The sequence below is a fragment of the Aliivibrio fischeri ATCC 7744 = JCM 18803 = DSM 507 genome (assembly GCF_023983475.1).
Taxonomy (GTDB): domain Bacteria; phylum Pseudomonadota; class Gammaproteobacteria; order Enterobacterales; family Vibrionaceae; genus Aliivibrio; species Aliivibrio fischeri.
Genome location: NZ_CP092712.1, coordinates 1682372 through 1708095 on the forward strand (window position 1 = coordinate 1682372; position 25724 = coordinate 1708095).

General features: G+C 38.9%; 10 protein-coding genes. 5 read left to right on the plus strand and 5 right to left on the minus strand.

The genetic code is table 11. The annotated features are described in order from the left end of the window. Window positions 1–12: 12 nt before the first annotated feature. Window positions 13–759, minus strand: a complete 747-nt coding sequence (locus tag AVFI_RS07855; RefSeq protein WP_054775704.1) for a YggN family protein — start codon at window positions 757–759, stop codon at window positions 13–15. A 176-nt stretch (window positions 760–935) separates the two neighbouring features. Here AVFI_RS07855 and AVFI_RS07860 point away from each other — a divergent pair, with 176 nt between their 5' ends. After that, window positions 936–2039 carry a phosphoribosylaminoimidazolesuccinocarboxamide synthase gene (locus AVFI_RS07860; RefSeq protein ID WP_017019284.1) on the plus strand — a complete coding sequence of 368 codons (1104 nt, stop codon included), beginning with the start codon at window positions 936–938 and terminating at the stop codon, window positions 2037–2039. Window positions 2040–2138: 99 nt separating this feature from the next. Here the strand turns inward: AVFI_RS07860 and AVFI_RS07865 are convergent, their stop codons facing one another. Together AVFI_RS07865 and hrpA are read right to left on the minus strand one after the other, a co-directional pair. Next, window positions 2139–2612, minus strand: a complete 474-nt coding sequence (locus tag AVFI_RS07865) for an outer membrane beta-barrel protein (protein WP_054775703.1) — start codon at window positions 2610–2612, stop codon at window positions 2139–2141. Window positions 2613–2721: 109 nt separating this feature from the next. Next, window positions 2722–6561, minus strand: coding sequence for an ATP-dependent RNA helicase HrpA (gene hrpA, locus AVFI_RS07870; RefSeq protein WP_236782082.1), 3840 nt, complete (start codon window positions 6559–6561; stop codon window positions 2722–2724). A gap of 238 nt (window positions 6562–6799) precedes the next feature. On the opposite strand from hrpA, the gene AVFI_RS07875 reads away from it, so the two are divergent. Further along, on the plus strand, window positions 6800–7126 hold the full coding sequence (locus AVFI_RS07875; RefSeq protein ID WP_005419649.1) for a TusE/DsrC/DsvC family sulfur relay protein: 327 nt from the start codon (window positions 6800–6802) through the stop codon (window positions 7124–7126). Window positions 7127–7158: 32 nt separating this feature from the next. On the opposite strand, the gene yccX is transcribed toward AVFI_RS07875, so the two are convergent. Beyond that, window positions 7159–7431, minus strand: a complete 273-nt coding sequence (gene yccX, locus AVFI_RS07880) for an acylphosphatase (protein ID WP_005419651.1) — start codon at window positions 7429–7431, stop codon at window positions 7159–7161. Between the two features lie 86 nt (window positions 7432–7517). On the opposite strand from yccX, the gene AVFI_RS07885 reads away from it, so the two are divergent. The 3 genes from AVFI_RS07885 (at window position 7518) to AVFI_RS07895 (ending at window position 12535) form a co-directional block, all read left to right on the plus strand. Continuing rightward, window positions 7518–8921 (plus strand): methyl-accepting chemotaxis protein, encoded by a 1404-nt coding sequence (locus AVFI_RS07885; RefSeq protein ID WP_054775702.1) that lies wholly within the window; start codon window positions 7518–7520, stop codon window positions 8919–8921. Between the two features lie 299 nt (window positions 8922–9220). Then, window positions 9221–11182 (plus strand): methyl-accepting chemotaxis protein, encoded by a 1962-nt coding sequence (locus AVFI_RS07890; protein ID WP_188863611.1) that lies wholly within the window; start codon window positions 9221–9223, stop codon window positions 11180–11182. 162 nt (window positions 11183–11344) lie between these two features. Further along, window positions 11345–12535 carry a class I SAM-dependent methyltransferase gene (locus AVFI_RS07895; RefSeq protein WP_005419656.1) on the plus strand — a complete coding sequence of 397 codons (1191 nt, stop codon included), beginning with the start codon at window positions 11345–11347 and terminating at the stop codon, window positions 12533–12535. Window positions 12536–12639: 104 nt separating this feature from the next. Here the strand turns inward: AVFI_RS07895 and AVFI_RS07900 are convergent, their stop codons facing one another. Next, complete coding sequence (locus AVFI_RS07900) at window positions 12640–25515, minus strand: retention module-containing protein (protein WP_199414898.1); 12876 nt, start codon at window positions 25513–25515, stop codon at window positions 12640–12642. Window positions 25516–25724 lie beyond the last annotated feature (209 nt).

Sequence of the window (25724 nt, forward strand, 5' to 3'; positions counted from 1 at the left end):
CGAATTCGGTAATTAAATGCTGAACACTGGGTATGGTTGCAGTTCAGGGATCAACTGATGCAATTGCTGTTCATCTTGTGCAATACCTTTTGCTGAATCACATAAGTTTTGTGCTTCATCTTTCATTTCGGTGCTGTGTTGTTTCATTTTCTCTTTGATCTTAACTTGCACATCAGCAAACTGTTGCTGTAACTCAGTAAAGTTCAATTCCCCTTCTTGCATCTTTAAAGACAAAGAGTTAAATACACTCGCAAAAAGTTCTTTATCCATACTTTGCATCATCACTTCAAAATCTTGTTTCCAAGTGGTATCCACTTCTTTGAAAAAGTCATGCTCTAATACCATGTCTTTTCCTTGATAAAACTTTTGCTTGGCTGTGTGGCCATATTCATCAATTTTAGTCTTAACGCCTTCAAATGATCCTTTTGCATCAAATGAGGTTTCAATTTCACTGACAAAATCATTAGCTGCGGCAATGCCTTTATCAGTAAAGTCGACAATTTCAGGAATATAAGTCGACACTTGTTGCTGATAACGCTCTATCGCCTCTTTTTGCTTTTGAGTTAACTGTAACTCTCTACCGTTCACAAAAACTCGACCATCTTGATCAATTCGTAATTTATCTTGTGCTTTTTCAACTTTCACTTCGCCGTTTTGCGTTAAAAGAACATCATTTTCAACATTCACTGGGCACATACTCGCCCACGCATTACCAGATATAATTAACAGGGCAGTAGCGATCATTTTTTTAGCTGACATACGTCTTTCTTCTCTTTATTTTAATTAGTCGCTCAGTTTAACTGATTGCACCTATCTAGCTCAACTCAGAAAATTAACAGAAAAAATAGCAATCGTTTGCTTTTCTTGTGGTAGTCCCAAATAGTTCTGGTATGATGCTCTCAGTTTTTAAACTTTCTTTATATAGGAATTCTACAATGAGTCTTTCCGATCAAGTGCTTGCAGTTAATGACGATTTACCTATTCGTACTGATAAACCAGTGCATAGCGGTAAAGTACGTTCAGTGTATTGGTTAACTGAAGAAGACAGTCGCCGTCTTATTAAAGAAAAGGGATACAACGTCGCTCCTGATGCTCCCCTAGCTATCATGGTGATCAGTGACCGTATTTCTGCATTCGACTGTATCTGGCGTGGTGAAGGCGATTTGAAAGGTATTCCTGGTAAAGGAGCTGCACTAAATGCTATTTCTAACCATTGGTTTCAATTATTTAAGGACAACGGTTTAGCGGATAGTCATATTCTTGATATTCCACACCCGTTTGTATGGATTGTTCAAAAAGCAAAACCAGTAATGATTGAAGCTATTTGTCGTCAATATATTACTGGCTCTATGTGGCGTGCATACACTCAAGGTGAGCGTGAATTTTGTGGTATTACCTTACCTGAGCGTCTTGAAAAAGATGAGCAGTTGGCTGAACTACTTTTAACACCATCAACGAAAGGCATTTTAAAAGGCATTGATGGGGTTCCTGAAGTAGATGATGTAAATATCACTCGCAAAAACATCGAGGATAACTACGATAAATTTAACTTTTCTTGTATCGAAGATATCGCTACTTACGAGAAATTATTGAAGGAAGGTTTTGCTGTAATCGCAAAGGCCTTAACTAAAATTGATCAAATCTTTGTCGATACTAAATTTGAATTTGGCTATGTAGAAGATGCGCAAGGTAATGAAAAACTGATCTATATGGATGAAGTTGGTACGCCTGATTCTTCTCGTATTTGGGATACCAAAGCATATCGCTCAGGTCATATTATCGAAAACTCAAAAGAAGGTTTCCGTCAGTTTCTATTAAATCACTTCCCTGATCCGGATATTTTATTAAATAAAAACCGCATGGAAGAACGCTTTGCTTTAGCTAAAGAAAATGCCCTTCCTTTGGAAGCGATGATGGACCTATCTAAAACGTATTTAGATATCGCAGCAAAAATTACTGGCGCACCAATTACGTTGAGCGATAATCCAAAAGCAGAGATCATCAAAGTATTAAAAGAAGAGTATCAATTAGTCGATTAATCGATTAGTACTTATTCTACTGATGACCAAATAAAAATGGCGACCGCATTGGTCGCCATTTTTTATCTCTTCATATAATGAAAACGAAAGAATTCGTAATTATAGGAAGTGAACCGTTAGGTTAAGAGATGCGAAATCGATGTTTTCGTCACCAACAGTGAAGTTGTTGTAACCAGCACCTACTGTGAACATTGGGATGATGTTGTATTCAACACCTAAACCGAAGAATGGGTCTACGCCATCATCTTTACGGAAACCTTTCGCTTCCCAGCTGTGCATACCTGCTTTGCCGTAAACGTGTAGAGGACCAAAATCGATGCTTGGTTTAACAGCAAAGTTTACAGAAGTTACGTCTGTTGTTTGGCTACCGTAATCGTAAGAACCTAAGTTCCAAGCACCCATTTCAAGACCAATGAAAGGCAGTAGACCTGTACCAATGTGAGCACCGTATACCGTTGAGCTCTCGCTTCTGTAATCAGCAGAACCAACTTGTACGCCACCATAAATTAGAGAGTCTGCAGCAGCTGTTACTGATACGCTTGCTAGAGCTAACGCTAAAAGTGTCTTTTTCATCTTAAATCCTATTTTTACAAAAGGGAGCGGCAACCTTTGACGCTCTTTTTAATATTATTGTTATTGAAGCAATTAACATGCCGAAATTAATTCTAGTTTAGGTGATACATTAACAATCGGCAATGGCATTTTTGACTCGTTTATCAGAAACTGGGTATGGTGTACCCAATTGTTGAGCAAAATAGCTCACTCTTAACTCTTCAATCATCCAACGGATCTCTTTTACTTTGTCAGGGATTGGCTGTCCTTTCGGTATCTTATTCAGCAATTCTTTATAATCACTGGTGATCCCTTCAACTTTAAGCAAATGCATACGGTCCCGATTTGGATCGATCGGCAATTTTTCCATTCGACGCTCAATCGCTTTCATGTAACGGTGGATATCTTGAAGACGCTTCCAACCGCACTCCGTTGCAAATCCTTTAAAGATAAGATTTTCTATCTGAGCCTTTATATCCGAAAGCGCAAACGCCATGCTTAAATCAACACGCCCTTTTAACTTTTTCTGAATTTGGAAAGCGGTAGTTAAAATTGTTTCAACTTGTTTTGCGATCTCAACAACCGTATCCCCAAGCTCTGCTCGGATATGTTCTTTCATTTTTTCAAAGGCTTCAGGTTGCCAAACAAGACCACCCTGCTCATCTATTAACTTATCGATACCACAAGCAATACAATCATCAATCAAGTCCATCACACGACCATACTGATTAAAGTACAAACCTAATTTCGATTTATTAGGAAGATTGTCATGTAAATACTTAATTGGTGATGGCACATTAAGAAGAATTAGACGACGTTGGCCGGCCTTCATTGCATTGTGCTGCTCTTCTTCTGTTTCAAACAGTTTAATTTCTACACTGTCTTTACCATCAACAATCGCTGGATATGCTTTAACTTCAAATCCACCACGTTTCTGTTTATACAACGTTGGTAACTCACCAAAGCTCCATGTTTTAAGGCCTTTTTGCTCAATATCATCATCCGCAACTTGTGATAATGTTTCTTGAACTTTATCTTTTAAGCCTTCTTTTAACTCATACAAATCACGGCTTTCTTTTAGCTTGCGATTACGATGGTCAACAACACGATATGTCACTTTTAAGTGATCTGGGATCTGTTCTAGTTTCCAATCGTCACGGAACACTTCAAACCCTGTCATTCGACGAAGTTCTTTTTCTAAACTGTCTAATAACGGCGCTTCGAACGGTACAGCACGAGATAAAAATGCATCAGCATAATTAGGTGCTGGTACGAAATTCTTACGAACGGTTTTAGGTAACGACTTAATCAACGCCATCACTAATTCGTGACGTAAACCTGGGATCTGCCAATCAAAGCCATGAGGTTCAACTTGGTTTAAAATTGGTAGTGGTACATGTACCGTTACACCATCGCTGTCTTGCCCCGGCTCAAATTGGTAACTTAATTTTAGTTTTAAGTTTCCTTGATGCCAGAAGTTTGGATAATCTAAATCCGTTACATGGCTTGCATCACCACGGAACAGCATTTCTTTTTCAAAGTTTAATAACTCTGGCGTCTCTTTTTGCGCTTTCTTCCACCACGTATCAAAATGACGGCCAGATACTACATCTACGCCAACTCGTTGATCGTAGAATTCAGCGAGTTGATCATCATCAACAAGAATATCGCGACGACGAGACTTATGCTCAAGTTCTTCAACTTCTTGTAATAACTTACGGTTTTGTTTAAAGAACTGATGCTTAGTATGCCAATCACCTTCAATTAGAGCTGAACGAATAAAAATTTCACGACACACAGGCGCATCAATCGCACCGTAGTTAATTTGGCGTTTAGGTACAATCGGAATACCGTAAATAGTGACTTTTTCATAAGCCATTACTGCTGCTGATTTCTTCGACCAATGTGGTTCACTGTAACTGCGCTTAATCAAATGCCCTGCTAATGGTTCAATCCATTCAGGCTGAATTTTCGCAACAATTCGTCCCCATAATTTTGAGGTTTCAACCAACTCTGCAACCATGACCCATTTTGGTTGTTTCTTAAATAAACCAGAAGCTGGGAAGATATGGAATCGTGCATTACGTGCACCTTGGTACTCATTCTTTTCTTGATCTTTTTGACCAATATGAGAAAGCATACCCGCTAAAATTGCAGTATGAACGCCTTGATAGCCTGCCGCTTCTTGATTCACTTTGTAATTAAGCTCTTTCATTACTTGGCTTAATTGGTAGTGAACATCTTGCCATTCACGTACACGTAAATAGTTCAAAAAGTCTTTACGACATTGCTTTCTAAATTGATTACTTGAAAGCTCTTTCTGTTTTGCTTTTACATGTTCCCACACGTTCACAAACGTTAAGAAATCCGAATCTTCATGATTAAAGCGTTTATGTTTATCGTCAGATTGTTGTTTCTTATCACTTGGACGCTCACGTGGGTCTTGAATTGATAGTGCCGCCGCAATGATCATCACTTCTTGTAATGCATTATACTTCGGTGCTTCAAGTACCATTCTAGCTAAACGTGGATCAATCGGAAGACGGGCTAATTCACGTCCAACTTTAGTTAAGCTCTTCTTCGGATCTTTCGCATTTGAATTAATCGCACCTAATTCTTCAAGTAGCTTAATACCATCTTGAATATTGCGATTATCAGGGGCTTCTACAAATGGGAAAGCTTGAATATCCCCCAACCCTAACGCTGTCATCTGCAAAATTACAGACGCTAGGTTAGTACGTAAGATCTCAGGATCGGTAAACTCTGGACGAGAAATAAAATCTTCTTCAGAGTAAAGACGAATACAGATACCTTCAGATACACGACCACAACGACCTTTACGCTGATTTGCACTGGCTTGTGAAATCGCTTCAATTGGTAAACGTTGTACTTTGGTGCGATAGCTATAACGACTAATACGTGCAGTACCAGGGTCGATAACGTATTTGATCCCCGGAACAGTAAGCGATGTTTCCGCTACGTTAGTCGCTAATACAATTCGACGACCAGCGTGTGGTTGGAAGACACGATTTTGCTCTTGTGCAGATAAACGCGCATATAACGGTACAATTTCTGTATCACGTAGGTTACGTTTTTCTAATGCTTCTGCGGTATCACGAATTTCTCGCTCACCCGTCATAAAGATCAGAATGTCACCCAGCCCTTCTTCACACAGTTCATCTACTGCATCAAAGATACCTTCTAATTGGTCACGATCGGTATCATCACCATCTTCAACAATTGGGCGATAACGAGTTTCAACCGGATAAGTACGACCAGATACTTCAATCATTGGTGCATTATTGAAGTGTTTTGAGAAACGCTCAGGATCGATAGTTGCTGACGTGATAATGACTTTTAAATCAGGACGCTTTGGTAATAACTCACGTAAATAACCCATAATAAAATCGATGTTTAAGCTGCGTTCATGCGCTTCATCGATAATTAATGTGTCGTATTGATTTAAATAGCGATCGTTTTGGATCTCAGCCAGTAAGATACCATCCGTCATTAATTTAACTTGTGTACGATCAGAAACTTGATCATTAAAACGAACTTTATAACCAACATGGCTACCTAGCTCTGTTTCCATCTCTTCTGCAATACGGTCTGCTACTGAACGAGCCGCTAAACGACGAGGTTGTGTATGACCAATATGACCAAACTTACCACGACCTAGTTCTAAACAGATTTTAGGTAACTGAGTGGTTTTACCTGAACCCGTTTCACCAGCAACGATAACCACTTGGTTATTTTTGATTGCTTCTGCAATTTCATCTTTTTTCTGGCTAACAGGAAGTTGTTCTGGGTAAGAAATCGTTGGACGATCAGTTTCACGATTATTCGCCGTTTGCATTGATTGTGCGATATCTAATGCAATTTCATCAAACACGGCGTGTCTTGACTCTTCTTTTTTGATTCGCGATGCGCCTTGAATGCGTTTACTTAGGCGAAAACGATCACGCATCATACATTCACTTAATGCTTTTCTAAGTGTTGATGCTGAATTTTGATTTGATTGACTCAAAATATTTCCTACTGAATCTTTTATTTATTCTAATAACTAAAGCAATTCTATCACATTCTTGTCTCTATCGAGCCTTAGTAGACAAAAATCTGTTTTACTTAAATGTAATAATTCTCGATTGCTCGAACTGATACCTATTTGCTAAACTGAATAGATTAATCCCAACCATTAAGACAGTTGTATGGAATTTAACGGTAAGCAAATCGAGCGTGACGCTCAAGGGTATTTAAAAAATCACACGGATTGGTGTGAAGAGTTAGTTCCACTTCTAGCAAAAGAAGAGAATATTGAACTGACCGAAGCACACTGGGAAGTAGTACGTTTCGTTCGTAACTTTTACGATGAATTTAAAACATCTCCAGCAGTTCGCATGCTTGTAAAAGCAATGGAAAAAGAGCATGGCCCTGAAAAAGGTAACAGCAAATACCTATTTCAATTATTTAAATTAGGACCAGCAAAACAAGCGACAAAATTAGCGGGTTTACCGAAACCGGCAAAATGCCTATAACATCGCTTCTTATTGCTTAACTTTGGCAAGAATTAATACATTTTAAAATCGGTTAATTCTTGCCATTGTGTCTCTTCTTTTTCAATTGAATCTACTCTCGCTAATTGCGGCCCAACCTGTAACCATTCAAGAAATTGATTAATTTTATCTTCACTGCCACATACTAACACTTCGACAGAACCATCTTCTTGATTACGTGCATAGCCAGTTAAGCCAAGCTTTAACGCGGTATGTGCCGTATGAAAGCGAAAACCTACACGCTGTACTTTTCCCTTTACATTAAATAGATACGATTTTTGTGACATGCTTCACCTATAAGTGTCGATTATAATAAGAATTTCTTAATCATGAGATATTATCCTTCGCTCCTCATCATATATACGGATTTATTATGAAAGAAACGGCATTTCGTTGGATTGACAAATATCTTATTCACTTCAAGATCCAAGAAAAATTTTATTTACTCTTCTTGCTTCCTGCTTTGGCACTTTTCAGCCTGATGTTTATCATGGACTCAGCTGCTGACAATATGATGTCTGAAACATTGGAGCATGAAGTCCAGTTTGTTGCTTCTATGTTAGATCAACAAAATGTATCTCGCCAAGATGCAATTACCCTACTTTCTCAATCAGCGGAGTTTACAGTTGGTACTGGTGAGCATACCGCTTATGTTGCTTCTGGAAACTACAGCATAAATGCAAATTCCGATGTCACTCTATGGTCTACATTATCAAGCCTACAATTATCATTAATCATAGGCATTTTATTAATAATGGCTATTGGTGTTTATTACATTATGACATTCATCGGTGGCGCGATGTTCACGATGAATAAAGCGTTAGAAACACTTGAGTCTGGTGATCTTACGCAACGTCTAAACTTCTTTCCAGTAAGAGACGAATTTAGCACCATTGCTATGACTATTGATAAACTGGCTGAGCGTGAACAACAGTTAGTGTTAGCCATGCAAGAATCCGTGGCACTAATTCAACAAATGAGTTCAGAATTAAGCCAAAACAGTTATAAAAGCTCAGATGCTTCCGATAAACAGTTAGCTCAACTCGATCTTTTATCTAGCGCAGCAGAAGAGATGGCGACATCTATTCAAGAAGTAGCAAGCTATACACATGAAGCCTCCTCTCAATCAACAGACGCGATGGAGTCTGCACGCCTAGGACAATCGCAAGTGGATTCTGCTGTTAGCTCTATTCAAGCTTTAGCACAAGAAATTAACCAAGCGGCAAATGCGGTGCAAGAGTTAGATACGGATGCTGCAAAAATTGATGAAGTGGTCACTACTATCAATGCCATTTCGGAACAAACCAATTTATTAGCACTAAATGCAGCAATTGAAGCAGCACGAGCTGGTGAGCAAGGTCGTGGATTTGCAGTGGTTGCCGACGAAGTTCGCACATTAGCAAGCCGAACTCAACAAGCAACGGTTGAGATTCAGACCATGATTGAAACATTGCAAAATAACAGTAAGTCATTATTAACATTAACCTCGAACACGGTTACCAATGCTGAAACTGGTCAAGAATTAATGCATAAGGTTCACAGTGATATTTCAAACATTGCTGAGCGCAACAATACGATCGCTCAAAGTAATAATGAAATTGCCACTGCAGCCACTCAACAAGGTGAAGTAGCAGCAAGTATCGCTTCAACCGTTGAAGATGTTCGTACTCAGTCAAATCAAGTTCATCAGATGATCAAAGATTCTGAATTGAATATCGAACAATTAAGAGTAAAAGGCCAAGATTTAGAATTACTATTAAATGGCCTAAAAGCATAGTTAATAAATTTAAGCCATTTATATTTTTTATTTATAGATGGCTTTTATTCCTTCCATTTAAATATATGTGTCAACATTCGTTTGACGCTTATTTACAATAAGTAACATTTTTATCATTATGCAAATTGTAAACGTTTGCTTAATGATAAATACATCACACTTCCTATTTTTATTTTACTATAAATTCCGCTCTCAAGTGCTTTGACATAAAAGCACTTATTTAAATAACAAAATAACATTATTTTTGGATATATATCACTTATAGATAATAAGTGGAATATATATTCAGGAGAGCAAACATGAATCACTCCTTTATATTTAAACTTTCGTTAAATAAACCTTTACTTGCACTATTGCTTGCCCCAGTTTTTACTTCACTTTTTTTATTCGCCGTCGTCGCTTTTTTAATAGATGGTCGTAATAATGAAGTAGAAAACAATATTATTCAGACTGGCGAACGTGCTGAACTTGGTTCTGAAATCATGCAACTTCGTCATAATTGGCAAGAAATTCGCGTTAAAAATCGAGATACCATGTCTGAAAATGGCCAAGCAATGCAAGAGCAACAAAAAGAATTACAAAAGGCATTTGTATCTACAAACACCCATATCAAAGAGAACATTCTTACTTCAAAAGTCTTAAGTGATGCAGGTAAGTCCGATATGGCTAATTTACAAAAAACATTAATCGATTACGAAAAAAGTATTAATACTTCAGTAAAAATATTAACTGAGTTATATGAAGCTCAAATCGCTACGCCTATTTTTTGGCAACCTATGGTGGAAATGCTAACTTTCATAGATTCTATATATAATGGGCCAGAATCTGAATGGGAGAAAGAGCGTATTACTTTCACCACTAACGTTGAACGGTTTTATGACAGTTTAAACCGAATGGTAAGTGGAAGAGATTTAAGTGAACAAAAAACTGCTGAACAATACCTTACTTCAATTACTTCTTTTTTAAATAAATATAATAAATATCCTGAAGTTAAGTACTTTACAGATAATATATTCTCTTCATACTTATCTCTTTATCATGAAAGTATTCGTTCTTTACAAGCAAATACTGAACAATCTAAATTACGTGTAAAAATGGTTGAAGATATTACGAATGTAATTTCAACTGTAAATACACGCCAAGTTGAATTCACTCAAACACTAAATCAACGTTCTTTGAACGCTAGCCAAAATGTAGAAAGCACTCAAATTTGGTCATGGTTTGGTGCTGCCCTACTTTCTACATTTATCGCCCTCGTACTTGCTCGTAATATTAATAATGTGTTAGCTGCTATTTCAAAAACCATCGCTGCAATGGCTAAACAAAATTTAACTACGTTAACTAATTTATCGGGCACAAACGAACTTGCGGTTCTTGCTACAAATTTAGATGCTTCAATTAAAAACATGGCCAACATGGTTGGTTCCGTCAGAGAACAAAGTAATGATGTTGCTTCTTCTTCAACTGAGCTTGCATGTGTGATGACACAAAGTTCAAGTAATGCAGAGGAACAAAGCGCACAAATTGAACAAATTGCTGCAGCGGTAACTGAACTTTCAGCCTCCTCAAACTTAGTCGCTGATTCGGCGAAAAACACAGAATTGCAAGCAACAGAAGCAGCAACACTATGTGAATTGGGCCAAGAGATTGCAGAGCAAAATAAAACGCGTGCAGATGACTTAACCACTCAATTAAGCGAAACAGCTGCGGTTGTTGAGAACCTACGTACTCACTGTGTAAGTATTGAAGAAGTTGCAACAGTTATTAATAATATATCTGAACAAACTAACTTACTGGCACTGAATGCAGCGATTGAAGCCGCTCGTGCTGGTGAAATGGGCCGAGGCTTTGCGGTTGTTGCTGATGAAGTTCGTAACCTTGCAGGAAAAACGCAGCAATCAACCGTTCATATTAAAAAGATCATTTCTGAGCTGCAATCGTACTCATTAGATGCAACAGAAAAAGTAGACGGCTGTTTAGATACGATTACCTTAACTCGTGAAACGTCAATTCAATCTTACGACCACTTAGCGAATATCAATGCTGCTATTCAATCCATTTATGGTAGCTCAACTGAAATGGCTTCAGCTGCGCTACAACAATCAAATGCAGTTGAAGAAATCACAGGAACCGTTATTGGTATTAAAGAAATTATTAATCAAAACGTAACTGGTATTGAAGAATCAAGCAAAGCGTCAAACTTCTTATCTGAGTTAGCAGAACAGCAACGTTCACAACTTGAGCTGTTTAAAATTAAATAAAATCCTTCCCCAATCTAGCCATGGAAAGTTTATAGCTTTTCATGGCTTATTTGATTTTCACTTCTATTTCCCTTTCCTAGCTATATAAATCGTTTTATTCATTGCTTTTATGACACGCATCACAGAGAATATCGGCTCACTTTTTATCAACAGAGCATCAATATGACTGTTTCAATTTATTTAGCAAAAGGACGTGATAAAGCATTACGTCGTCGTCACCCTTGGATCTTCTCTCGCGGTATTGACCGTATCGATGGTAAAGCAGAGCTAGGTGAAACAGTTGAGATTTATGCAAACAACGGCGAATGGCTTGCTCGTGGTGCTTTTTCTCCACAGTCTCAGATCCGTGCTCGCGTTTGGACTTTTGATAAAAACGAAGCGATTGATAAAGATTTCTTTGTTCGTAAGTTAAATCAAGCGCAAGCATTACGTGATGTATTAGCTGAGCGTGATGGTTTAACAGGTTATCGTTTAATTGCTGCAGAATCGGATGGTTTACCGGGCATCACAATTGACCGTTACCAAGATTACTTTGTGTGCCAATTGCTCAGTGCTGGCGCAGAAGCAACAAAAGATCTATTAGTTGAAGCATTAGTTGAATGCTATCCAGACTGCAATATTTACGAGCGCTCAGATGTGTCAGTTCGTAAAAAAGAAGGTCTAAAACAACGTACTGGCGTTCTACATGGTGAAGAGCCACCAGAATCAGTGGTTATTGAAGAAAATGGCGTAAAAATTAGCGTTGATATCGTCAATGGCCATAAAACAGGTTTCTATCTTGATCAACGTGATAGCCGTGAACGCGCTTGTAAATATGTAAAAGATAAATCCGTTCTAAACTGTTTCTCTTATACTGGTGGTTTTGGTTTATACGCTCTAAAAGGCGGCGCAAAACACGTAATTAATGCGGATGTATCTCAACTTGCTTTAGACACAGCGAAATACAATGCTGAAATCAACAAGTTTGATTTATCTAAAGCTGAATTTTTAAATGCTGACGTATTTAAGTTATTGCGTGAATACCGTGATAATGGCACTAAATTTGATGTTGTTATTATGGACCCACCTAAATTTGCTGAATCTAAAAATCAGCTGACAGGTGCATGTCGTGGTTATAAAGACATTAACATGTTAGCAATGCAAATCCTAAACCCAGGCGGTACGCTATTAACTTACTCTTGTTCTGGTTTAATGGATGCGGGTTTATTCCAAAAAATCGTTGCTGATGCAGCACTAGATGCTCATCGTACGGTTCAGTTTATTGAGCGCTTTGAACAAGCAGCGGATCACCCTTTAGATTCTGCTTACCCTGAGGGTTTCTACCTTAAAGGTTTTGCTTGTCGAGTTGTATAATACTCACATTAGGCTCCAAGCTACTCAATAATCAAATGAAAAATTAATAAAAAGGCGAGAAGAATTACCCTTCTCGCCTTTTTTATTCACTATTTTATAAGTTATTAATCCACTTTAAACATATTAAAATCATTATAAAGTGTACTTAGAATATCTTGGTCACTCATAGAACCCAAGTCACTGATACCTAGTGTTGTACTATCAACGCCTTTTAGAGTGATGTCTGTTTGATTTCCTAACTCATCGGTAACAGATAATACAGTTTGCGAGTTGCTATCATCAATATTCACATTAATGTGTTGCAACATATCATCCATGGTTGAGTTAGCTTGAATTGAATCAGGCAATAACTCAGCTAAATCAAGAATATCTGCTTCATTATTAGCTGCAACCCCATCAACAGCAAAGTCAGCAATGGATGTTTGAGCTGGTGAAGCTGAACTGCCTGCAATTTCATCTGCAAAATAGAAGATATCATTACCGCCACCACCGGTTAGAATGTCGTTTTGGCCTGAAGCATATAATGTATTATTCGCTTCATTACCAAAACTTTCAGACACAACTAAATGTCCTGAATTCGTAAGTGACGTTAATTTCTCTTCATCAGTCATTGATGCTGTTGATTCACCAGTTAACTCATCTAGAGTAACACCATCGACAACAATGGTTTGAACCGTACTTCCTGCTTCATTGATATAAATTTCAGTACTACCATCAACTTCTGAAATTTGTATTTGAGAAGCAAGCGTTGCCGAATCCCAAACAGTGGTGATATTTGCGATGTCAGTTAAATCAATTCTGTCACTATTTACATCAAAATCTTTAATGATATCGCGAGCTAAATCTCCACCAATCGATGCATTTGTCCATGTGAATGTATCAGCCGTTCCCGCATCAGATAAATCTAGTGGATTACCAAACAACAATTCATCATTTGTCGTTCCAGTTAAAATATCTGAGCCAGAAACCCCTTGAACCACATTAGGTACAGCTACAGCAACAGTGATGACCTGTTGAGTAACTCCACCTTTTCCATCTGATGCTTCAACAGTGAAAACATCTGTTGTATCAGTTGCTAATGCCAAGGTACTGTTTTCAGTAAGAACATATGTCCATAACCCTGCTGCATTGATGCTTAACGTACCATAAACACCTGTTGTTGAAGATGACGAAGCAATTTGCCATCCTACCGGATCATTCTCTGCATCGGTTGCACTTAATTGACCAGTGACTGTCTCAACAACGCCCTCTTTGACATCAGCTGTAGTAGTTCCAGTAATAACTGGAGCATCATTCTCGCCTGTAATATCAATAGTAATGACTTGCTGTGTTACCTGTCCTGTCGCATCAGTAACATCAATAACTAAAGACTCTTGCGCCCCATCAGCACCAATTGCTTGTGCTAATGTATTATCTAAATCGTATTCCCATTTACCTGTTGCAGGATCAACAATGAATATTCCATATAAAGGTGTCGATGTTGTTGAAACAGTATAGCCAACTGACGTCCCTTCAGGATCTAGATACGTAATCGTACCTTCTGCATGTAGCTCTCCATCTTCAACAACCGTTCCTGTCGTTTCCTGAGCAACCTCTACATCAACAATTGGTTGATCATCATTACCAGTAATATTAACAGTGATAACTTGCTGTATTGTTCCGCCTGTTTGATCGGTTATTTCAATGGTATAAGTTTCTTGAGTACCCGCAGCGCCAATCTCTTGTGCTAACGTATTATCTAACTCATAAGTCCATACACCATCCGCACCTACAGTGAACGTTCCATAAGGTGAAGACGGAGGATTAATCACATTATAATCAATTACCCCACCTTCAGGATCCACATAAGCAACTTGACCTGTTGTCGTCAATGTTCCGTCTTCAACTACCGTTCCCTCTGTTACCTGAGTAATTGTCGTATCTATTATTGGATCATCATCATGCCCAGTCACACTCACCGTAATTTCTTGGGTTACTGTTCCACCATTACCATCTGAAACTTCAATTGTGAAAATTTCGGTTTCAACAGTATCACCTAAAGCTTGAGCTTTGTCGTTATCCAGAAGGTAAGTCCACTCACCATTAGCATCAATAGTTAGCTCGCCATATAATCCAGTAACATCTCCAGGTGTGGCTGCGGTATTCGGACCTGAAACAACAGTGTAACTGAAACTACTATCAGTTAAATCAACATCTGATACATCTAGTTGACCACTAGCGCTAGCTGTAACATCTTCTTCAACACTACCAATAATGACACTCGATACATCTATCGTTGGATCGTCATTTTCACCTGTAATATTAATAGTGATCTCTTGCTGTATTGTTCCACCGGTTTGATCGGTTACTTCAATTGTGTAAGTTTCTTGAGCACCAGCAACACCAATTTCTTGCGCTAATGCATTATCTAACTCATATGTCCATGTACCATCGGCACCCACAGTGAAGGTCCCATAAGGCGAGGATGGCGGATTAATCACATTATAATTAATTACATCCCCTTCAGGATCCACATAAGAAACTTGACCTGTTGCTGTCAGTGTTCCGTCTTCGACTACCGTACCTTCGGTTACTTGCGGAATTGTCGTATCGATAATAGGATCATCATCTGTACCTGTGATATTTACGGTAACGTCTTGTGTAATAACCCCACCATTTCCGTCATCAATTTGAATCGTAAACGTTTCTGTAATGGTTTCATCACCGATATCTTGTGCTTTATCGTTATCTAATACGTAAGTCCATTTCCCGTTTGCATCAACAGTTACAGTACCATAAGCATCTGTTGGTGATGTAATGACACTGAAATCAAACGTGGTATCTGAAATATCAATATCCGTAATATCTAATTGTCCAGATTGAGTCAAAGTACCATCTTCTTCAACATCAACAGCGAGAACACTAGTATTAACCACTTCAGGATCATCGTTTGTGCCATTGACTGTAAAAGTAATGTCTTGCGTACTACTTAGGCCATGTTCATCGGTCACTTTAACGGTATAGGTTAGATCTAGTGATTCACCAACACCCAGTTGCTGTATTTCTAGTGCTGAATTATCAATTACTAATTTATAATCGCCATTAGGATCAAAAGTTAAGGTTCCCAAGCTATCGCCACTTAGTACTTCCCAGATATGGGTATCCGCTGTATCAGGATCACCATCATCCCAATTACCTGTTACCTCAAGATTATCATCAGCATTAAGAGCGGTATCTTCTGTTACTTCTGCTGGAACAGTTACAACAAGGTCTGGAGCATCATTTTCACCATTAATAGTAATAGTGATTGTCATTTCAGATGTTTCGCCTTCATCATCAGTTGCAATAATGGTGACAGTATCGGTTAACGTTTCACCTTTTGATAAGCTATTAACCGCTGGATCATTTCCATCCACCGTATAAGTCCAACGGCCAGTATTGTTATCTACGCTGACGGAACCATAGCTTCCTTGAGTACCAGGAGAGACAACCACATTATCACCAACATCTACATCGGAAGTAACAAAGTTTCCTGACGCTGTACTGCCATCCGCTTCCTCTACCGAAGCAGTATCCATTCCTGATATCTTAGGCACATCATTAGTACCAGTAATATTGATCGTTACTTCTTGAGCTGTTTTCGCGCCATGTTCATCTACAGCGAAAACAGTGAAACTCTCAGATACCACTTCACCTTCACGTAAACCTTGAATGTGTGCTGCATCATTATCAAGTACATATGTCCAGACACCATTCTCATCAACCGTAAATACACCGTATGTGCCCGTTAATGTTTTGGCATCAAAAGTAACATCATCACCATTAGGATCAGTTACAACTAACGTATTAGAATCCGTTATTTTTTCGTCTTCTTTTAACTCCATGATGATCTGATCATCTTGAGCTATTTCTGGTGGTAAATTTGAACCATCAATAGTTACGGTAATTGTTTCTGTTGATGTTTCACCATATGAATCTGTTACTGTTACTTCAAATGTATCAGATAGCGTTTCTCCAACACCAAGTAATTTAACTGCATCTAAGCTTGTGTCTAATGTATATGTCCATTTTCCATTAACTAACATTAAACGACCATAATCACCTTGATTATCGGCAACTGACCAAGTATGCGTATCACCTGTATCTATATCACCATCATTTAAGTTTCCTGAAATACGCCCATCAGAATCTGTATTCGATATTGTCCCCGTCAATTGTCCTGATATTTCTGGTGCATCGTTAGTACCTGTGACATCAACTTTGAAAATCATTTCAAGAGGATCACCATTTTCATCAACGACGGTTTTACCAAATTTATCAACAACGGTAACACTGAAGGTATCGGTAACTAATTCACCTTCATTCAGCTGTTGAACAGCTAAGGAGTCATTATCAAGAACATAAGTCCAATTACCATTGTTATCTAACGTTAAATGACCGTATGTTCCATCACCGGTAACTAAGTTCCATGTTAATTCTGGTGTTAAACCTGCTACATCATCCAAGACGCCTGTTTGTGTTAATGGGGAACCGTCTTCTTTGAATTCAATTTCTTCAATAACAGCAACAGCTGGAGCATCATCGGCCACGCCAATAATATTAATATTTATCGTTGAATCTGAACTTACCGCACCTTTATCATCCTCAACAACAACTCGTACGTATTCTTTTTCGATTTGATCTGGTGTTAGTGCCTGTACGATCTCACTATCATTATCCAGTACATACGTCCATTCACCTGACGATTGATTTAAGGTTAATTCACCATACACACCTTGAATAACGATGTTTTCTCCACTTGGATCTAATGTTCCGATCTTATTTCCATCTACATCGACCAAATACCATGTATGAGTATCACACGAATCAGGATCAACAACTTCTAGCTGACCAGATACTTCAAGAATGTCATCTTCAACTACTTCACCTAATTCCCCCGTAGGTGTATCGGCAACTATCACAGGAACATCATTAGAGCCCGTGATTGTAACGTTAACTAGAATCGTTTCTGTGCCACAATCGGTTTGTACTGTAACAGCCCATCGTTCTGTGACTTCTTGACCTTCACATAACGAATCTACATACGATTTATCATCGGCAACATCGTAAACCCAGTTACCATCATTATCGACAGTAAGAGAACCAAATAATCCACCATCAATAGATGATGTTCCATCAACACTAATAATTTCACAACCACTAGGGAGATCTATCGTACCTGAACTACTACCACCAATTGCATCTCCATCACCATCAACACCTTCTTCGATTGAATCGATGTCAATCACTTCATCATATGAACCGCCGCCGCCACCATCAGGGTCGGTATTACCTTCAACAGTGATTGTCACCTCAAATGGTTCTGAAATACCACCGTGCTTATCTGTTGCTGTGATTTGGAAAACTTCTGTACGTACATCACCAAAGTTAAGTGCATTTGTGTCCGGGTCAGTATTGTCTAACAAGTATGTCCATTGGCCATTTTCATCAATAGTGAAAATACCATAAACACCACTTCCGTTAATAACTTGCCAACTAACGACTTCATCACCTAGATCAATATCATCAGCAACAACATTGCCTGTTACTTTTGTAAATTGACCATTAAATGTCTCACCTGGTGGTAAGAAATCTTGTGCATCTTCAATAACCGTCGCTGCATTATCTCCAGAGACGACAGGTCTATCGTTTGTTCCTGTAATAGTGAAATCTATTTGTTCGTTAGTAAAACCACCATTAGAATCATGAACAACCGCGGTAAAGGTCTCTGAGATCATTTCACCTTCATTTAACGATTGTATTGCCGCTGAATCTTTATTGATTTCATAACGCCATGAGCCATCAGCTTCTAAGTAAAATGTGCCATAGTTACCAACATAGGTTCTCACTTCAAATGTTGTCGTATCTCCGGCATCAACATCCGTTGCTATTAATTGACCTGTAACTACATCAGGAGAGACATCTTCAATATATTCCCCTGTCGTCCCTCCAGTAATTTCAGGAAGATCATTAGTACCTTCAATCGTAATAGTGATGTCTTTTTGTACTGATTCACCTTGAGAATCTGTCACGATAACAGTAAAGATTTCTGTCAAAGTATCAGATGGGCCAAGTGCTTGAACCGCAGCTAAAGAGTTCATTAAGGTATAAGTCCAGCGCCCATTCGCATTCATAGTTAACGCACCATATTGGCCGACACCGTCAACTAAATTCCATGCATGAACATCACCCACATCTGGGTCACCACTCTTCAACTGACCTTCTATCGTCGTTGTTGTATCTTCTACTACCGTACCGCTTAAAGCTCCAGTCATAGTTGGTGCATCATTTGTACCTTCAATAGTGATTTCTACTTCTTTTTCTGAGACCTCACCAAATGAATCCGTCACTTTAACCGTTATCGTATCAACAAGTTCTGCACCTTCTTTTAGGCCATTCACAGTGTTATTGCTATTATCTAGGGTGTATGTCCAATGACCATTTTGATCTAAGGTAAATTGACCGTATTGACCTGGGCTACCAACAATTTCCCACGTTAATGTGTCTTGTGTATCTAAATCACCTGAATTTAAATCCCCATCAATAACATTAACTGCCGCATCTTCTTTTATCTCTCCCGTTGTATCACCAATAATACCCGGAGAACTATTTGTACCAGCTATATCAATAACCACTTCAATTTGATTTGTCCCGCCTTGACCATCATCCACTTGAACAACAAATTTATCTTGAACAATTTGTCCTGAAGAGATTCCGATAGTTGCAGGGCGCGAGTTATCAAGTTGATAGGTCCACATACCAGTATTAGGGTCAACCACTAAGCTGCCATATACACCATCAGGCGTAACAACAGACCATGTATGCGTATCTAATGTATCAATATCAACAGCAGTTAACTCACCTGTTGCAACATCTTTTCCAGGTGTACCTTCAATTGTACTCCCCGTTGTTGCACCGCTAATTGATGGTTGGTCATTATCACCAACAATATCAATGACAATTTCTTTTGAGGTTGAAGCACCAAAACCATCTGTTACTGTAACTGTAAAGGTATCTTGAACACGTTCACCTTCAGATAAACTCTGAACTGATGCTTTGTTATTATCTAAATTGTAAACCCAACGACCATCAGCAGTTAATGTTAACGTTCCGTATGAACCTGTTTTAGAATCAAGTGTCCATGTGTAAGTATCACCAATATCTTTATCATCTGGCTCAAGTTGACCATTAACCATGGTGATTGCGGAATCCTCTTCGACGACTCCACTAAGATCACCTGATAATTCAGGCACATCGTTAGTACCTTTGACTTTTACGATAACTTCAACTGTATCAATTGCTCCATATTGGTCTTCAACTTGAATAATGAATTTTTCTTTAACCGTTTGACCTTCTAATAGCCCTTGGGTTAATGGTGAAGAATTATCAATGGTATATGTCCATTTGCCATTGGCATCAAGGGACATTGAACCAAATATCCCTTTAGGATCCGTTAATAAAGTCCAAGTATGTGTATCAGTCAGATCGACATCGCCATCAGTTAGTTGACCTGAAACTGATGCTTGATCATCTTCCATAATGGTTCGAGATGTTTTACCGCCAATAATTGGAGCATCATTAGTACCTAAGATTTCAACCGTAATAACAATTGCATTTTGTCCACCATTTCCATCGTCTACTGCAATAGTGAATGTTTCAAATTCTTGCTGGTTTTCAGCTAAAGCCTGCGTATCAGGGTTTGATGGGTCTAAGGCATAAACCCAATTACCATTCGCATCAACGGTCATCGTACCGTACTTACCAATACCACCGCCATCAACAAGCCAAGTGTGTGTATCCGTAAAATCAACATCAACCGCTGTCAACGCACCTGTTGCTGTAGGAATAATGTCTTCTACCGCAGTACCTGTTGTTCTACCTGTAATCTCAGGTCTATCATTAGTACCAACAATTGTCACTTCGACGGTATGTTGTGCATAACCGTTGTTTCCATCACCAACGACAACCACAAAACTTTCGACAACAGTTTCATCTTTTGCTAATAACTGAGCTTCATCATTTTTGAGAATATAAGTCCATTCCCCAGTAACTGCATCAATAGAGAAATTACCTAATTTAGACTCATCGGCACCGATGACAAACCAATTATGAGTATCCGCTAAATCAACATCTTCCACGCTCAATGTATCTGATATAGTTTGTACACCATCTTCGGTTACAGTCCCTGTATCATTACTATCTACAACACTTGGTAGATCATTCGTCCCTTCCAGAGAAATAACGATTTCTTTTTGCTCTGTTCCGCCTTGACCATCATCAACAGTAACAACAAATCGGTCTTCCCCAGATTCACCTTCTGCCAACTGCTGTGTTACATCCAACGAATTATCAATGGTGTATGTCCATTTACCATTCGCATCAACAACAATAGAGCCATATTTACCCGTTGCAGGTTCAACACTCCAAGTGTGAGTATCCGTTAAATCAACATCGTCGACAATCAGTTGCCCTTCAGTTGTTTCAATAGAGTCTTCTTTTACTGAACCTAATGCTTGTCCAGATAATTCTGGTTTATCGTTAGTGCCATTAATGGTGATTTCAACCGTTTCTGTAATGACGCCACCTGCGCCATCACTTAGCTCTACGGTATAATACTCTTTGATCGGATCATCACCCGCACCAAGCGATTGAGCAGCATCGTTATCTAATGTGTATAACCAAACACCGGTTGAAGCATCAAGAGTAAATTTACCGTAAGTACCCGTATCTGAACCAACAATATTCCAATTAAACGAACTCGTCGCATCTTCATCTGTTGCAGTTAACGTACCTGTTGTTGTTAGTGTGGTATCCTCAGTTACTTCTCCAACCGTATCTCCACCAATAATAGGCACACCGTTTGTACCAACAACAGTAATAATGATTTCTATCGTATCTGTACCACCTTGACCGTCATCGACAGTCACGGTGAATGTATCTTCAACACTTTCACCTTCTGTAAGTGCTTGTGTTGCAGGTAACGAATTATCAATACTATAGGTCCAAAGCCCTGTTACAGGGTCAATAACAATGGAACCATAAGTTCCTGCGTTATTATCGACACTCCAAGAATGAACATCGATTAAATCCACATCATCAACCGTCAGTTGCCCTTGCGCTTCAGCTTGTGTTGCCGTGTCTTCCTTCACTAACCCTGTTGATTGACCAGAAACAATCGGATCATCATTAGTACCAGTAATTTCTATCGAAATAGTTTCTGTTGTAACACCACCTTGTCCATCATCAACTTGAACCTGGTATTCAACTGTATGAGTTTCGCCATTAGCTAATGCTTGTACTTGAGCTGCGGTATTATTTAAGGTGTATTCCCACTTACCAGAGCCATCTGGGTTTGTGCTCACAGTAATAGAACCATATGGATCGTTATTTGAAGAGAGAAGCGTCCACGTATGAGAATCTAAAGTATCCACATCATCAACAAACAGATCACCACTTGTTGTTAGCGTTGTTTCTTCTGTCACTGCTCCAGCGATAACTGAGGTATCCGTGATTTCTGGAAGATCATTGATGCCGGTAACTTCAACAGTTACGGTGTGTGTCACTGTGCCGCCATTACCATCATCAACCACAATCTCAAAGGTTTCTGTTTTCACTTCTCCATTTGAAATCGCTTGAGTATCTGTAAGAGTATTATCTAAAACGTAGGTCCATTTACCCGTTGAATCTACCGTTAATGAACCATAAACACCGGCACCATCGGTTACTGACCACGTTGCGGTATCATTAACATCGGCATCTGTTGCTTCTAGCTGCCCACTGGCTTCTGATACGGTATCTTCAACAACAGCACCTGTATCAGTACCGCTAATAACTGGACCATCATTTGAGCCAGTAACGGTAATAATCACTTCTTGAGAATCAATGCCACCATGGTTATCTTCAACTTGAACTACATAGGTAATATCTAAAGTTTCACCGACACCAAGAGCAATAACGCTCGCTGAGTTAGTGTTTAAATCAAAGGTCCATTTACCATTCGCATCTACGCTGAAAGTACCTAAATCATCATTACTATTGGCTTCAACTGTCCATGTGTGAGTATCAAGAGCATCAACATCTTCAAGAATTAAATCGCCCGTTGCGCTTTCTGTTGTGCGGTGTTCAACTGCACCTGTTGTCACAGATGTATCCGTGATTTCTGGAAGATCATTGGTGCCGGTAACTTCAACAGTTACGGAGTGTGTCACTGTGCCGCCATTACCATCATCAACCACAATCTCAAAGGTTTCTGTTTTCACTTCTCCATTTGAAATCGCTTGAGTATCTGTAAGAGTATTATCTAAAACGTAGGTCCATTTACCCGTTGAATCTACCGTTAATGAACCATAAACACCGGCACCATCGGTTACTGACCACGTTGCAGTATCATTAACATCGGCATCTGTTGCTTCTAGCTGGCCTGATGCTTCTGCTACGGTATCTTCAACAACAGCACCTGTATCGGTACCGCTAATGACAGGACCATCATTTGAACCTGTGACGGTAATGGTCACTTCTTGAGAATCAATACCACCGTGGTTATCTTCGACTTGAACTACATAGGTAATATCTAAGGTTTCACCGACGCCAAGAGCAATAACGCTCGCTGAGTTAGTGTTTAAATCAAAGGTCCATTTACCATTCGCATCTACGCTGAAAGTACCTAAATCATCATTACTATTGGCTTCAATTGTCCATGTGTGAGTATCAAGAGCATCAACATCTTCAAGAATTAAATCGCCCGTTGCGCTTTCTGTTGTGCGGTGTTCAACTGCACCTGTGGTCACAGATGTATCCGTGATTTCAGGAAGATCATTAGTACCAGTAACTTCGACAGTTACCGTGTGTGTCACTGTACCGCCATTACCATCATCAACCACAATCTCAAAGGTTTCTGTTTTCACTTCACCGTTTGAAATCGCTTGAGTATCTGTAAGAGTATTATCTAAAACGTAGGTCCATTTACCCGTTGCATCTACCGTTAATGAACCATAAACACCGGCACCATCGGTTACTGACCACGTTGCGGTATCATTAACATCGTCATCTGTTGCTTCTAGCTGCCCATTGGCTTCTGATACGGTATCTTCAACAACAGCACCTGTATCAGTACCGCTAATAACTGGACCATCATTTGAACCAGTAACGGTAATGGTCACTTCTTGAGAATCAATACCACCGTGGTTATCTTCAACTTGAACTACATAGGTAATATCTAAAGTTTCGCCGACACCAAGAGCAATAACGTTCGCTGAGTTAGTGTTTAAATTAAATGTCCATTTGCCATTCGCATCAACGCTGAAGGTCCCTAAATCATCATTACTATTGGCTTCAACTGTCCATGTGTGAGTATCAAAAGCATCAACATCTTCAAGAATTAAATCGCCCGTTGCGCTTTCTGTTGTGCGGTGTTCAACTGCACCTGTGGTCACAGATGTATCCGTGATTTCAGGAAGATCATTAGTACCAGTAACTTCGACAGTTACCGTATGTGTCACTGTGCCGCCATTGCCATCATCAGCAACAATCTCAAAGGTTTCTGTTTGAGTTTCGCCATTAGATAATGCTTGAGTAGCAGACAAGTTATTATCGATGCTATAAACCCACTTTCCTGATGCATCAATAGTTAATGAGCCAAACATACCTAGGCTTGGATCCGTTACAGACCATGTAACCGAATCACCCGCATCAGCATCAACAGCGATCAATTGACCTTCAGCTGAATCAATTAAATCCTCGACGACACGCCCAGAGTTAGTGCCACTAATTACCGGTTCATCATTAGTACCGTTAATCGTGATAACAATTTCTTGTTGATCCGTTCCACCGTTCCCGTCATCAACTTCAATCGTAAACGTTTCAGTTACAACATCACCTTGACCAAGAGCTTGCGTAGCATCACGAGAGTTATCTAGCGTATATTCCCAAACCCCATTATTGATAGTGAGCACACCGTAAGTAGCATTACCACCTTCTAAAATTGTCCAAGTATGAGTATCTGTTGCATCAACATCTACTACTGTTAATGTATCACTGACCGTTGGATCAGGATCACCTACATCCCCTTCAGTTAAATCACCGACAGCAATCCCTGAGATAACTGGATCATCGTTAGTACCAATAATAGTTACGGTAACTTCTTGCGTTGACGTTAAATTACCGCCAGCAGAAACAGAGACTTCAAATACATCAGTAATAATCTGACCATTAGCTAAAGATTGAACTGAAAGAGCGCTATTATTAAGAATATATTCCCACTCACCAGTCACCGCATTTAGAGATAATGTTCCATATTCACTGGTTGCATTACCATTAATAGACCAAGTATACGAAAGATTACTTTGAGGGTTCGTAACGGCCAGTTGCCCATCAGCATTAGTAATTTCATCTTCTTTTGTTAGACCTGTATTATTTGCAGTAATAATCGGGTCTGCAGGGAGATTACTTCCGTTACCTCCCCCCAGCTCATCAATATACTCTTGATTATCATAAGAAAATTCATTAGAAGTAGTAAAGCTTGTTGTGGCTATTGATGCTGTATATGCGTAATTAATAGTAACAAAACCACTGTTTGCAGAACTGCCACTCTCACCAGCAGCCGTAGCCTCAAGAATTTCAGTAGGATCTTCTCCACCGAGAATGGCATCTTGGATTGCTGCAATATCAACGTCATCAGCTGATTGGGTAGGATCTAGTTCTATATCACCTTCAATATTCTTTACTTGCAATGGTTCTTCTAGTTTTGTTTCATCAAGGCAACTTATACAGTTTTTATCGATAGTTACTAACTTTCCATTAATCTGAACAACAACCTTTGCATCATAACCAGTAAATAAAACGTCATCTGCATTAATAGACTGACCAACATTTACTTTTGTTGGTACACCTGACTTATTGAGTGTGTAGGCATCACCTTCTATATTTTTGACTTCTACTTTTGAAGGTATTAGTGTCTCTTTCATGTAACCACCTAAAATCCATTTAACAGCATCAACAAATTAATTTTTACTTAGTCTTTTTAATCATAGGACAAAAATGATTATCCCCCAAAAAACCAATAGTTAATTTGTTGTTATAAAAATATTAATTGATAGTTTTATAACATAAAATCATATAAATTTAAGTATCAATATTCTCATATTCCTTTATTATTCGTTATGTTTATCCTAAA